The organism is Bradyrhizobium sp. AUGA SZCCT0160 (assembly GCF_018130105.1).
In the GTDB taxonomy this organism is placed as follows: domain Bacteria; phylum Pseudomonadota; class Alphaproteobacteria; order Rhizobiales; family Xanthobacteraceae; genus Bradyrhizobium.
Genome location: NZ_JAFCMD010000004.1, coordinates 72,308 through 86,177, shown reverse-complemented (window position 1 = coordinate 86,177; position 13,870 = coordinate 72,308). Strand labels below are relative to the sequence as shown.

The 13,870-nt window shown below is 62.2% G+C and carries 7 protein-coding genes; 6 read left to right on the top strand and 1 reads right to left on the bottom strand.

Annotated elements, in window-relative coordinates; translation table 11 throughout:
- The first annotated feature begins 2 nt into the window (after nucleotides 1-2).
- The gene (locus JQ558_RS08665; RefSeq protein WP_212293387.1) at nucleotides 3-1,664 is read left to right on the top strand and encodes a ShlB/FhaC/HecB family hemolysin secretion/activation protein; all 1,662 of its coding nucleotides are present in this window, start codon (nucleotides 3-5) and stop codon (nucleotides 1,662-1,664) included.
- Nucleotides 1,665-1,806: 142 nt separating this feature from the next.
- Nucleotides 1,807-2,619, top strand: coding sequence for an aspartate dehydrogenase (locus tag JQ558_RS08660; RefSeq protein WP_212293386.1), 813 nt, complete (start codon nucleotides 1,807-1,809; stop codon nucleotides 2,617-2,619).
- Nucleotides 2,620-2,658: 39 nt separating this feature from the next.
- Here the strand turns inward: JQ558_RS08660 and JQ558_RS08655 are convergent, their stop codons facing one another.
- A complete protein-coding gene (locus JQ558_RS08655; protein WP_212293385.1) occupies nucleotides 2,659-2,928 on the bottom strand; it encodes a hypothetical protein in 270 nt (89 codons plus the stop codon).
- Between the two features lie 742 nt (nucleotides 2,929-3,670).
- Between JQ558_RS08655 and JQ558_RS08650 the strand changes: the two genes are divergently transcribed.
- The 4 genes from JQ558_RS08650 (at nucleotide 3,671) to JQ558_RS08635 (ending at nucleotide 13,852) form a co-directional block, all read left to right on the top strand.
- Nucleotides 3,671-4,813 carry a LuxR C-terminal-related transcriptional regulator gene (locus JQ558_RS08650; protein WP_212293384.1) on the top strand — a complete coding sequence of 381 codons (1,143 nt, stop codon included), beginning with the start codon at nucleotides 3,671-3,673 and terminating at the stop codon, nucleotides 4,811-4,813.
- 15 nt (nucleotides 4,814-4,828) lie between these two features.
- Nucleotides 4,829-6,004, top strand: coding sequence for a helix-turn-helix transcriptional regulator (locus JQ558_RS08645; RefSeq protein WP_212293383.1), 1,176 nt, complete (start codon nucleotides 4,829-4,831; stop codon nucleotides 6,002-6,004).
- Between the two features lie 405 nt (nucleotides 6,005-6,409).
- The gene (locus JQ558_RS08640) at nucleotides 6,410-6,601 is read left to right on the top strand and encodes a LuxR C-terminal-related transcriptional regulator (RefSeq protein ID WP_212208672.1); all 192 of its coding nucleotides are present in this window, start codon (nucleotides 6,410-6,412) and stop codon (nucleotides 6,599-6,601) included.
- A gap of 378 nt (nucleotides 6,602-6,979) precedes the next feature.
- Nucleotides 6,980-13,852 (top strand): FG-GAP-like repeat-containing protein, encoded by a 6,873-nt coding sequence (locus tag JQ558_RS08635; RefSeq protein WP_212293382.1) that lies wholly within the window; start codon nucleotides 6,980-6,982, stop codon nucleotides 13,850-13,852.
- The last annotated feature ends 18 nt before the right edge of the window (nucleotides 13,853-13,870 follow it).

The window sequence follows — 13,870 nt, the reverse complement described above, 5'->3', positions numbered from 1 at the left end:
CAATGCGTAGGCAGGCAATAGCATTGGGCATCGGGCTTGCACTGTTGTGCAATGCATCCGCGCGCGCGCAGCTCGCCCCGCAGGTCAACCCCGGCGCCATCCAGACCGACATCGATCGCCAGCGGCAGCAACTCGAGCGGCAGAGCCAACCGCCCAAGCTCCAGGGCCCGGGCGTGGTCGGCGGCGAGCGGGAAAAGACCCAAACCCTGAAACCAGGTGGTCCAAAATTCCTGCTGCGCAAGCTTGAATTAGATTCATCCAAGTTCATCACGCCCGAAGAGCTCGACGAGATTGCGAAGAAATATATCGGCAAGAACGCCGATATCGCGACGCTTCAGCAGGTCGTAGCCGACATCAACGCGGTCTATGCCGAACGCGGGATCGTCACAGGGATCGCGACGCTGCCGGATCAGGATGCCAAGGGCGGGATCGTTCGTATCAAGCTGACGGAAGGCCGTCTGCAAAAGACCACCATCGAGGGCAACAAGCAGACGTCGACGTCTTATATCCTGCCGCGCGTCCAGGCGCCGGAAGGTGAAGTCCTCGATGTGCCGAAGCTCAACCGCGATGTGATCTGGTTCAATCGAACCAACGACGTGCAGATCAAGGCGTTGTTGCAGCCGGGGACCAGCTTCGGCCTGACCGACCTGCAATTCGCCGTTATCGAACCACCCACCGATACACTGCAATTATTTACCGACAATCAGGGTGTCCAGAACACCGGCCGGTTCGAGGGCGGCGCGTTTTACCGGCGTCACGGCCTGTTCGGCGTGGACGATCGCCTGACGTTCTATGGGGTGAGGTCGGACGGAAATCTCAACGGCAACGTCGCCTACAACATTCCGGTAAACCCCTGGGGCGGCCGCGTCGGCCTGAGTTACACGCAAGGCAAGATCAAGATCATCGACGGACCGTTCGTCGCGCTCGACGTAACCGGGCGGTCGACCCAGGCCTCCATCAATTTCAGCCAGCCGGCCTGGGTTACCCAGAATTGGCTGCTGCTGCTCAACGCGGCCCAGACCGACGGCAATACGGTAAGCCGGTTTAGCACCGTCGCGGTCACCAGCGACCGCTATCAGCGATCCACGGGCGGGTTTTCGTTGACCAATTCCGGCAACAATTATTCCATCACCGTCTCGCCGTCGATGAACTACATCGAGTGGCACGATTACATCCTGAACGGCAACCGAACCTTCAATACCTATACCGGCAGTGCGATAGCGTCGGGGGTGGGCCCTGCCAATTTCAGCGCCAATCTCTTGGGCAGCTGGCAATATTCGCCGACGAAGCTGTTGCCGGGCGACCAGATCTTTTCGATCGGCGGCCCGACCACCGTGCGCGGCTATCCCACCAATGCGGTGGCCGGCGACAGCGGCTACTACGTCAACGCTGAACTGCACTACAACTGGTCGGCCATTCTCAAGGGCCTGGACACGTATGTGTTCACCGATTGGGGCGCGGTGTACTCGACATTCCCCGGCATCGTGGAATTGGCTTCGATCGGGGTGGGTTTCTCGTGGACGATGGCGCCCTCGCTGACGTTCGAGGGCAGCTATGCAACGCCCCTGAAACTGGCGATCTCCACCCAGCGGCACTATGAATACTATGGCCGGTTTATCTTCCGGCCCCTGCTGATGTTCCCCAAGCAGAACGTGCCCGGATAGGCACGCGGCCAGGATTCTGGCGAACCGCCCCGAAACATCTCCGGCAATGCTCTGACGTCCCCGGTGGCCGCGTTGCCATTCTCGACGCGTGTCCGGGAAATGCTATGCAGGGCACCTGAGCGATTTCCAGGGAGTTCGTTCGATGCCCAACCCATCGAGGCGCGTCGCCGTCGTCGGCCTTGGTCCGATCGGGCGTAAGGTTGTGGAAGTCCTGGATCAAGGCATCGACGGTCTGGTCCTCGCGGCGGTATCGGTACAGGACCCGGCGAAGCATGGCGATTTTCTCGCCAAGTTGAAGCGTTCGCCCGCCGTCTTGCCAATCGACGAGCTCTGCGCAGCGGCCGATATCGTGATTGAGTGCGCACCCAGCAAGCTCGTTCGATCGATTGTCATCCCGTTCGTGAGCCGCGGAAAGACCGCGATCGTCCTGAGCGTGGGCGCGCTTCTCGAGAACGATGATCTCATTGCGCTGGCCAGGCAGAACGGCGGCCAGATCGTGGTGCCGACCGGTGCGCTGATCGGTCTCGACGCCGTCACCGCCGCGGCGGAAGGCAATATCCAGTCGGTCAGGATGGTGACGCGAAAGCCGCTCAACGGCCTCGCCGGGGCTCCCTATCTGGTCGAAAACAACATCGACATTGCCGGCATCACCGAGCCCCTGAAGATTTTCGAGGGCACCGCGCGGGACGCCGCCAAGGGCTTTCCGGCGAATCTCAATGTTGCCGTGGCGCTTTCGCTGGCGGGCCTTGGGCCCGACCGGACCACGCTGCAGATCTGGGCCGACCCGACCGTGACCCGAAACGTGCACCGCGTTGAAGTGGAATCGGATTCCGCACGCTTTTCGATGACGATAGAAAACATTCCCTCGGAAAACCCCAAGACCGGCCGCATCACGGCACTTTCGGTCATTGCATATTTGCGCAAGCAGGGCGCAGCCGTGCGCGTCGGAACCTGAGCACTTCCGGATCAGGTCGTCACGGGCAGGGCAGGCGCCTCACTTCGTCAAGGCCATCCATCGCTCCGTGGCCCCGATCGCCGCCGACCAAAGCTGATCCGCAGGCTGACCGCGGTGCAGCGCCTTGCCGACCTCGCAGATCGCCATGAATGCACCAGAGCGCGCCTCTTCGACCTCGAGCGGCTGCTCGCCGCTTCCCTGAACCAGGCCGACCAGCCCGTTCAGGATCGGCAAGGCCGCCTGCGCCGGCTGATCTTCGGCAGCCTTCAAGGCGTCCAGCACCCGCGTCGCTTTTTCGAGATCACTCATGGCCACTTGCAAACTCGAGGGATGAAGAGCCCAGGATAGGCTGGATAATCGTCCAATATTGGCGGAAGGGGTGTCCTGTCAACCTCGTTGGCATTGCTTATCTTTTCTCGTCGTCCGATCAAGACCCACGGTCTAGGCTACGGCTGGAGGAGGCTAATCCAACTAGAGGAAGTGCGAACCCATCGCCGTTAAGTGGCCACAGAGGTGACAGAGCGACCGCAAGCACGTTGTCGCACCAGACTCGAAAGCGTAATATTCCGGCGGCAGGGTTGTAATGGGCTGCATCGAACATCCGATTCCGGCTTGTGGCCCGACATCGTAGGACAACGGGGTACGCCCTCTGGGGTACGCCCTCCAGCGGGAGCACGCCTTGCCTTCCAGACGGAAAATGCGCCAGAATGAGACACGCGCGTTGGGCGCCTGACAGCTGCTCATAAAACGGCGACGCACACCGAACTCGCCGTTTCGTTCAAACTGGCAGCGTCGATGCCATCGGTAGGCACCGCAGTGACGGCGCCGGAGTTCGCGTGCTCAATTAGACCTTGGATAATTCGTCGGCACTTTGCGCTGCTTCGACATGCTCACGATCCTGAGCCGGATCGGCGCGATGGAAAGTGCGATCACCGGACATAGCCCTGCGGCATAGGCTTCGAGATGACGCTAGGCCTTGGGAGATTAGCCGGCGGACTTAAAATGGGTTTGGTCATTGCTCTTTTGGGCGCGTCAATGATTGGACGCAAGGATGGCTGTTTCCACCAAAGCTCTGCTTGAGACAGTCGATCAGATCTACCTGGCGGGCTGCGATCCTGCGCGCTGGCCGGAGGTGGTCGCGAGTTGCCAGAGCCTGTTTCCAGGCACGGCCTTCAGTTTCTTCATTAGCCTGGATGGCCTTGGGCATGATCCGATCTCAACCACGACCGGCTGGGACCCGGACTGGATCAGGCAGTACTTCGAGCATTTCCATAAGTTGAACCCGTTTAATGACTTGCTGCGGTCCAACGTGGGGCAGGTGGTGCGGGAATCTCACCTCGTCAGTCGGGATTGGCTGGAGCGGCAGCCATTCTACCAGGAATGGCTGAAGCCCGCGGGCAACTATACCCATGGCGCCAATCTGACGCTGGCACGCGATTCCAGGTCATTAGCGCGGCTCAGCATCGACATTCCAGAACGTCTTTCGCACCTCGAAGCGCCGGCCACTGAATTCCTGCAACGTGTAGGCTCGCACTTTTTACGTGCGTTCGCGTTGACCTCGTGCCTGCATGCCGCGCGGGTTGCCGAAGCGGGATTGCAGGGGCTGCTGGATCGAGTCTCGGGGGCCGCATTCCTGGTGCACCAGCCGCGCAAGGTGGTGGCCGTCAATCAACGCGCCGTCGTTTTGCTTGAGCAAGGTCTGCTCCTGCGCATCTCGCCAGCATCGGAGCTGATGTTCGCCGCGCATCATACCGACGAGAAGCTTAGTCACGCGCTCCAAAGTACTTTTGCGCCCCCCACGCTATCTCCGGCGAACTTCACAGTGATGAATGGGAGCAGTAAACGCTACGCGGTTCTCGTGTTGCCGTTCAGGACCTCAAGGACGCTCGCCACGGTTGGCGCGGATCGCGGGCTTGCCCTCGTATTGATCAACGACCGACGACGTGCGCCAGTGCCTCCGAGCGAATTGCTCAAGAGCCTCTATGGGCTGTCGCATGCCGAAGCGAATGTCGTCCTGCGCATCACTGAGGGCAACAGTATGCAGACCGCTGCCGATCGGCTTGGCATATGTCGCGCAACCGCGCGTAATCAGCTGGCAGCTGCCATGGCCAAGCTCGGCGTGCATCGGCAGGCGGAGTTGGTTGGCGTCGTGGCAGCCGTCGCGCCGCGTCTGGACCTCGACCCGGACGAGTGACTGGAGAACGGTGCCATGCGGAGCTTCCACGAGAGAGAACTCCCGCGACTGCTCGATCTGCTCTACGACGCGGCGCTTGATCCCGAACGATGGCAGGCATTCCTCGATGCGCTGCCTGGCGCATTTGGTGGCGCGTGGGGCGTCTTGCACTCCTATGATGTGGCTACGGCAGCGGCACCTTCGTTCCGACATTTCGGGGACGATCCCGCATTCAACTCGTCATATGCAGACTATTTCCACAGCATTAATCCTTACCCACCGGCACGCTTCGAAGCCATCCCTGTCGGAAAGGTAATTCGCGCGAGCGACTTTCTGGACGCCGAGTTCGTTGAACGCACCGAGTTCTACGCCGACTTTATGAAGCCGCTGGGCATCACCGCCGATCATTTGGGTGTATCGCTCCACAACGACGGGAACGGCGTGACGCTTCTTGCCATCTGTCCGCACGCATCGGTGTATCGCAAAAACAGGGAGACATACGAATGCCAGTTCGCGCTGCTGGTGCCACACCTGATGCGTGCCGTCGAGATCAATCGCGTCATGGCGGCTGCGCGCACTGCGGAGCGAGCGCTTGGGACCAGCCTTGATGCGCTGAAGCTCGCAGCGTTCGTGGTCGATGGGGCCGGGCGGCTCCTGCTCGCCAATCAAAAGGCTGAAGACCTGTTGCGACGCGAAAGTGTGCTGCGCACGGATCATTCGAAGCGGCTGCGTGCTGCCAATTGCACGGAGAATGTAGCGTTAGAAGCCGCAATTTCACACGCCTTCCGCCCGCCCACGGCGCTCACGACGCAGCCAGTCCGTTTGACCTCGCGCGCGTCCGGACAGGCGTTCATCGCCTGGCCCGTGCCCATGCGGTCGGAGCAACCAAACGGACCGAACCATCGCTCGCAATTTATGCTCGATCTCCGCGGCGAGACGACCGTTCTTGTGCTCGTGGTCGCGGCCGAGTGTGCGTTATCCATTCCTCCAGAGGCGATCCAGGCGGCCTTCAAATTGTCCGCCGCCGAGGCGCGGCTCGTCAGCGCGCTGATCGCGGGCCAGACGCTGGCGGAATATGCCCGCGACAGCGGGCACTCGCGCAACACCGTGCGCAACCAGCTCGCGTCCGCTCTCGAAAAGACCGACACGCGGCGGCAAGCTGAGCTCGTGGCCGCGATCGTCGGAACGCTGGGCATACTCGGATGTCGGTGAGACTCCGGCGCTGCATCTGGACCTGGAGGCGAACGAGTAATGGGACGTGCCGGATTGATATCGAGGTATTCGTGCTCGACATCCTTGGTCGCGTGGTATTCTCCAATCGCGCGGGGCAATGTCTCCTTGGTGATGGACTTGACATCGTCGACCAGCGGCTGCGCATCCACGCGGCGGTCGACGCTGCGATCGGGCAGGTGTCGAGCCGTGGCGCGCGCCGAGCAACACTCGATCCCAAACCCATCCTGGTTGAACGACCCAGGTCACATCGCTCCCTCGCCATTTATGTATTGCCCGTCGCCGGCCACGCGGTAGCGGCACACGAATTCCTGGTCCATGCACACGCCGTCGTCCTTGCGATCGACCGGTCGTCCATTGGACCGCCCGACCCAAGTGTCGTCCGCGATGTTTTTGACGTTCGGCGAGGCCAAGGTTGCGGCCCTTGTTGGCTCCGGTCTCTCTGCAAGGGAGACGGCCGAGAAGCTCGGAATACCGAACGAAACTGTCCGAAATGTCCTGAAGCGGGTGTTCTACAAGGTCGGTGTGTCCCGGCAGAACGAGCTCGCCGCGCTGCTGTCGAAGCTTGTATTGCACTGACGCTGGCCACGGTTCGCGGATTGTGGCATTTCGCGTCTCGCTGAGGTTACCCAGGCAAATGGCTCCGTGGCTGCACGCGACCTTGGCATGTTGACCGTCTTGGCTGGTCCCGACGCTCAATCGTGGGTGCCCCTTTCCAAGCAAATTTCTGGGAAATTCAGATCCGAAGGGTGTGCGGGGTTCGCAGGGTTACGCGATCCTCGCTAGACCCACTTGGGTCAAGCCCACCCCACGCAACCTCGATAGGCTTACCTCGAACGAGGTACAGGGCGATTGGTACATTTGCATCATTCGCGCCGCTCGCAGCCTGTTCAGAATTCGAGCGCTCAGCCGCCCAAGAAAACAAAAATCAGACGCGGCCACTGAGGGGAGGTTGCAATGGCGGTACAATTGATCGGCAGCGAGTTCCTGGTCAACACCTCGACGGCAAACGATCAGTCCCAGCCAATCATCACCGCGCTGGCCGACGGGCGTTTTGTCGTCGCGTGGACTGATTTAAGTCAGACGGGCGGCGACACGTCCTCGTGGGCGGTGCGGGCGCAGGTGTTCAACGCCGATGGCACGCCGGCCGGCTCCGAGTTCCTGGTCAACACGACGACGGCAAGCGATCAGTTCGAACCCACCATTACCGCCCTGGTCGACGGGCGTTTTGTGGTCGCGTGGACTGATGACAGCCCGACGAACGGCGCTGCCGTGCGCGCGCAGGTCTTCAACGCCGACGGCACGCCGTCCGGGTCCGAGTTCCTGGTCAACACCGTGACGACTAGCCTGGTTAGGCCCGCCATAACCGCCCTGGCCGACGGGCGTTTCGTCATCGCGTGGGACGATTTCGACGCGGTTGTCGGGTACGAAGTGCGGGCGCAGGTATTCGACGCCGACGGCGCGCCGTCTGGCTCCGAGTTTCCCGTCAACACCACAACGGCAAGTCAGCAAGTTGAGCCCGTAGTCACTGCCCTGGCCGACGGGCGTTTCGTCGTCGCGTGGATGGATGTCAGTGAGACGGGCGGCGACACGTCCTCGTGGGCGGTGCGGGCGCAGGTATTCAACGCCGACGGCGCGCCCTCCGGGTCCGAGTTCCTGGTCAACACGACTACGGCAAGCTTTCAGTACCTGCCAACCATCACCGCGCTGGCCGACGGGCGTTTTGTCGTCGCGTGGATCGATGACAGCCGGACGGGCGGCGACACGTCCGGGCTCGCCGTGCGGGCGCAGATATTCAACGCCGATGGCGCGCCGTCCGGATCCGAACTCCTGGTCAACAGCACGACGGCAGGCAATCAGTCCGACCCAACCATCACCGCGTTGGCCGACGGGCGTTTTGTGATCGCGTGGACCGATGACAGCCAGACGGGCGACGACACGTCCTTGTCGGCGGTGCGGGCGCAGGTGTTCGACGCCGATGGCGCGCCGTCCGGCTCCGAGTTCCTGGTCAACACCACAATGACAGGTAACCAAGTTGAGCCCGCAATCACCGCCCTGACCGATCGGCGATTTGTCGTCGCTTGGACTGATGCCAGTCAGGCGGGCGGCGACACGTCCGGCGCTGCCGTGCGGGCGCAGATCTTCGAAATCAGCCCCGACAACCATACGCCCGCCATCACGTCGGACGGCGGCGGTGACACGGCAACCGACTCGGTCGCCGAGAACGAAACGCCCGTCACGACGGTTACGGCCACCGACCCGGATCCCGGTCAGTCGCTCATCTACGCGATCACTGGTGGGGCGGACGCGAGCCTGTTCACCATCGACGCCAACACCGGCGCGCTTTCGTTCAACATAGCCGCCGACTTCGAGGCACCCGCCGACGCCGGCGGCAACAACATCTACGACGTCACGGTTCAAGTCTCCGACGGCGCCGGCGGCACCGACACGCAGGCGATTGCCGTCTCCGTAACCAATCATAACGAGGCGCCGGCAGCCGGCGCCGACAACCTGGATGCGATCAGGCTGCAGGAGCGCGCCTACAATCTCAACCCGGTGAATGGTCACTGGTATCGCATCGAACAGGGCGCGCTGACCGGCGCGCTGACCTACGAGCAGGCAAGAGCCCAGGCCGCCAGCTACGGCGGCTATCTCGCCACCATCACCGACGGCCAGGAGAACGCCTTCATCCATGGCCTGGTCCAGGGCGTTCAGCTCAACCCATCGATCTCCGATCCATTTGCGAACCGCGGCGCGTGGCTCGGCGGCACGGATGCAGCGGTCGAGGGCACCTGGGTGTGGGAGACGGGCCCGGAGACGGGACAGGCGTTCTGGCAGGCACCCGGCACGACCTTCATCTACGCCAGCTGGAACCCGGTCGAGCCGAACAACGCCGGAAACGAAGACCATGTCTTCATGGGCAACAACGGCAACTGGTACGACTTCCCCGGTCCGAACGCGGTCGCCGGCTACGTCGTCGAGACCGAGATCGGCCGGCCGGGCGACGGCTCCTTCACCAACGAGGATACGGCTCAGACGATCGCCGCGGCGACACTGCTCGCCAACGACAGCGATGTCGATGCCGGCACGACGCTCGCACTCACTGGCGTCAGCGCCATCAGTGCGTTCGGCGCCACGGTGACGCTCAACGGTTCGACCATCTCCTACGATCCGAGCAGCGCGGCTCAGCTGCAGGCACTCGCCGCAGGCCAGTTTGTGACGGACACCTTCACCTACACTGTCAGCGACGGCCAGGGCGGCACATCGACCGCGACCGTGACGCTGACCGTATCCGGCCTCGACGATGCGCCTGTGAATAACGCGCCGGCTTTCCTCGGCGGTGACGGCACGGTGACCACGGCTATCGGCACGTCTGACGACTTCGGTCGCGGCATCGCGCTGCAGCCCGATGGCAAGATCCTCGTGGCCGGCCGAAGCACTGACAGCACCAGTAACGACTTCGCCCTGACCCGCTACAACGTCGACGGCAGTCTCGATACGAGCTTCGGTAGCGATGGCAAGGTGACAACGCCGATAGGTGCGTCCGACGACCATGGCTTCAGCGTTGTCGTGATGCCCGACGGCAGGATTGTTGTGGCGGGCCACGCAGCCATCGGCTCGACCGTCGATTTTGCCGTAGTGCGCTACAACGCCGACGGCAGTCTCGACACGACGTTCGACGCTGACGGCGTTGTCACAACGAGCGTGGGTTCTTCCGACGATTTCGGCCAAAGCATCGCGTTGCAGCCTGACGGCAAGTTCCTGGTTTCAGGCTATACGTTCTATGGCTCTGAATTCGATTTCTCCCTCGTTCGCTACAACGCCGACGGCAGTCTCGACACCGACTTCGGCAGCGGCGGCAAAGTGATCACGGACATCGCCTTCCACGACGCCAGCTACAGTGTGGTACTGCAGCCCGACGGCAAGATCCTGATTGCGGGCCACAGCTTCACCGGGGCCGGGCCCAATGATTTCGCTCTTGCTCGCTACAATGCTGACGGCAGCCTGGACACGAGCTTCAGTGGCGACGGCAAGCTAACGACAGACTTCGGCTCCACCAATGACGTCGGCCAAGGCGTCGCCATCCAATCCGACGGCAAGATTGTGGTCGCAGGCGTCAGCTCAAGCGGCTCCGGCTTCGACTTCGCGGTCGCCCGGTACAATGTCGATGGCACGCTCGACACCACGTTTGATGCCGACGGCCGAGTGAAGACTGACTTCCTGCTGGGGGACGACTCCGGCACCGGCGTCACCGTGCAGCCCGATGGCAAGATTTTGGTGGCCGGCAGTAGCTTCAACGGCACCAATACCGATTTCGCGCTCGTTCGATACAACGCCGATGGTAGCCTTGATGAGAGCTTTGGCAACGGCGGCAAGGCGACGACGCAGATCGGCGTCGGGGCGGACGAAGGCTACAGCATCAAGGTGCAGCCCGACGGAAAGATTCTGGTGTCGGGATTCAGCAACAACGGCTCGAACGCCGACTTCGCGCTTGTCCGCTACAACGCTGACGGCAGCCTGGATGCTACTTTCGACTCGCCGGCAACCGTGGCGGTATCAATCGCGGAGAATACGACTGCGGTCACGACCCTGGCCGCCACCGACCCCGATGCCGGACAAACGCTCACCTATTCCGTCGTCGGCGGCGCCGATGCATCGAAGTTCACGATCAACGCTACGACCGGCGCGCTGGCCTTCACCGCGGCGCCGAATTTCGAGACACCGACCGACGCGGGCGGCAACAACACCTACGACATCACGGTGCAGGTTTCCGACGGCCAAGGCGGCACCGACATGCAAGCCGTTGCGGTGACCGTGACGAACGTGGATGAGATCGCACCCACGGTCGCGAGCATCACGCGCAACGACGCCACGACCACCAGCTCCCAAGTGGTGCACTACACGGTGACGTTCTCCGAGCCGGTGACGGGCGTCGACGCGAGCCAGTTCTCGCTGACGACGACCGGTGCCTTGACCGGCGCCAGCATCGCCGGCGTGACCTCAGTATCGGGCAGCGGTGGCGCGCAGTACGTCGTCGCAGTCGATACAGGCGCAGGCGACGGCACGGTCACCCTTGGCGTCACGGGAGCGAACGTGCGCGACCTTGCCGGCAATGGTCTCGCCGGCGGCGCGTTCCAATTGGCGTCGTCAATCCCTGGCGCCAGTGGCCACGTCACGAGCGCGGACTTCGACGGCGACGGCAATCAAGATCTCGTAACCGAATCTTCGACCTCGGAGGTGTCGGTGTGGCTCGGCAATGGCGACGGCACGTTCCAGCCGGCCGCCATCTACAACGCCGGCCACGATCTCAATGGCATTTCGGTCGCTGATCTCAACAACGACGGCTGGATCGATCTCGCCATATCGAATGGCGGCGGCAGCGGTGCAGTCGCTGTTCTTCTCGGCAATGGCGACGGAACTTTCCAAACGGCGATTTCATCTCCGACAAACAGCTCTCATGCCACCAATTCGGCGATCGCAGACCTGAACGATGACGGGAACCTTGATATCCTTGTGGCGCGAAACGCCTTTGGTGGCGATGTTTCTGTGTTGCTCGGCAACGGCGACGGCACATTCAATGCGCTGACGGCATTGCCGTCGCATTCGGATGTCACTGGTGTTGCAGCAGCCGATCTCAATGGCGACGGCATTGAGGACGTCGCTTTCTCCAATGTCCCCGGAGCGTTTGGCATCCAGGTCTATATTGGCGCCGGCGACGGATCGTTCACCGAAGCGCCCGGCGTTCCGGCCGCCACACACACTCTCTCGGTGGCGCTCGATGATCTTGATGGCGACAGCGACAACGATCTGGCCTTCACGTCTTATGACGGCACGGTGTCGGTGGCGCTGGGGAACGGCGATGGAACGTTTGGATCGGTCGTTTCCTACACAGTCGGCCTGCCAAGCGACGGCGTTGGTCCAGGCAACGTAACAATCGAAGATGTGAACGGCGATGGCGCAGGCGACCTTCTGGTCGCCAGTCCCCTTCTGAATAGTCTGGCGATCCTTCTCGGCAATGGCGACGGCAGCTTCCAGGCGGCGCAACAAGCCGCAACAGGTGGTGATGTCTCCGGCTGGGTATCTGTCACCGATCTCAATGGCGATGGGCGCCCCGATGCGGCCGTCGCCAATTTCGGCTCGATTTCGATCTCGATCCTGCAAAACGGCCCGCTGACTGTAGCGGGCCCAGCATACACAATCGACAAGAACGACGCGCCCTCCATCACGTCCAATGGCGGCGGGGCGACGGCCGTGACCTCGATCGCCGAGAACACGATGTTGGTGACGACGCTTGCGGCGACTGATCCGGATGCTGAGCAGACGCTCAGCTTCTCGATTATCGGTGGTGCGGACGCAAGCCTCTTTACGATTGACGCCAGCACCGGCGCACTGTCCTTCAGCACGTCACCCGATTTCGAGGCAGCCGCCGATGCAGGCGGCAACAACATTTACGAGCTCACCGTGCAGGTCTCCGACGGCGCCGGTGGATTCGACACGCAGGCGATCGCAGTCACAGTGCAGAACGTGCCCGGCGTATCGCAGACGGGCAACGGATCCGCAAATACGCTGACGGGCACAGCCGAGGAAGACACGCTCAATGGTGCGGGCGGGAACGACACGTTGCGGGGGCTCGCAGGAAACGACGTGCTCATTGGCGGCGCTGGCGCCGACACACTCGATGGCGGAACTGGTGGAGACACGATGACCGGTGGAGCAGGCAACGACACATACGAGGTGGACAGTCTGCAGGACATCGTGGTCGAGAATTCAGGCGAAGGCACCGATACCATCCGCTCCGCGCTCGCGGCGTTTTCCCTAGCCGCGATCGCCAACGTGGAGAACTTCACATTCGTCGGCACCGGAAATTTCGCTGGCACCGGCAGCGCGCTCGCCAATACCATCACCGGCGGCGCCGGCAATGACACGCTCGACGGAGCGACAGGGGCCGACCGGCTGGTCGGCCTTGGGGGGGATGACGCTTACTTTGTCGACAACGCGTCCGATGTCGTCGTCGAGGCGGCGAGTGCGGGTACAGACGGCGTGATGGCTGCGATCGCTGCTTATTCCTTGTCAGCAAACACCGAAAATCTGACCTATACCGGGACCGGCACTTTCAACGGGACCGGCAACGGCCTGGCCAACACGATCACTGGCGGCAGCAACGCTGACACCCTGTCGGGTGCGGGTGGGGATGACGTAATAATCGGCCTGAGTGGAAATGACACGATCAGCGGTGGTGCGGGGGACGACACCTTCGTTGCGAAAGCCGGCGACGGCAACGACAGCTACGCCGGCAATGGCGGAAGTGACACCTATAGTCTTGCCGGACTCACGGCTGGTGCGACCATCAACCTGACCACGGGGGCAGCGAGCAGCAGCGAGACGGGTACCGATAGCCTCAACGCGATCGAGAACGTGGTGGCAGGCTCCGGGCAGGACAGCATTACGGCCGCTAATGGGAAAAATGCGTTTACCGGCGGAGCAGACAACGACACCTTTGTCTTCGCAAGTACTGCCACCGCTGGCATTGGTGCCAATCGGGATCTGATCACCGACTTTTCGGCTGGGGATCGCATCGATCTGAGCGGAATCGACGCCAACGGCAGCCAAGCCGGTACCCCTGACTTCGTGTTTATTGGCCAGATCACCAACATCGTCGGCGGCATCGGCCAACTCGGACGCGGCCAAGTTGGGTACCACTACGAGACGGACGCAAACGGCATCGAGCACACAATCGTAGAGGGTAACGTTGACGCCGATGCGGCGGCGGAATTCCAGGTCGACTTGGTCGGCCGTCACATACTTAGCGCAGGGGACTTCGTACTCTAAATGTGAACTGTCCATTGG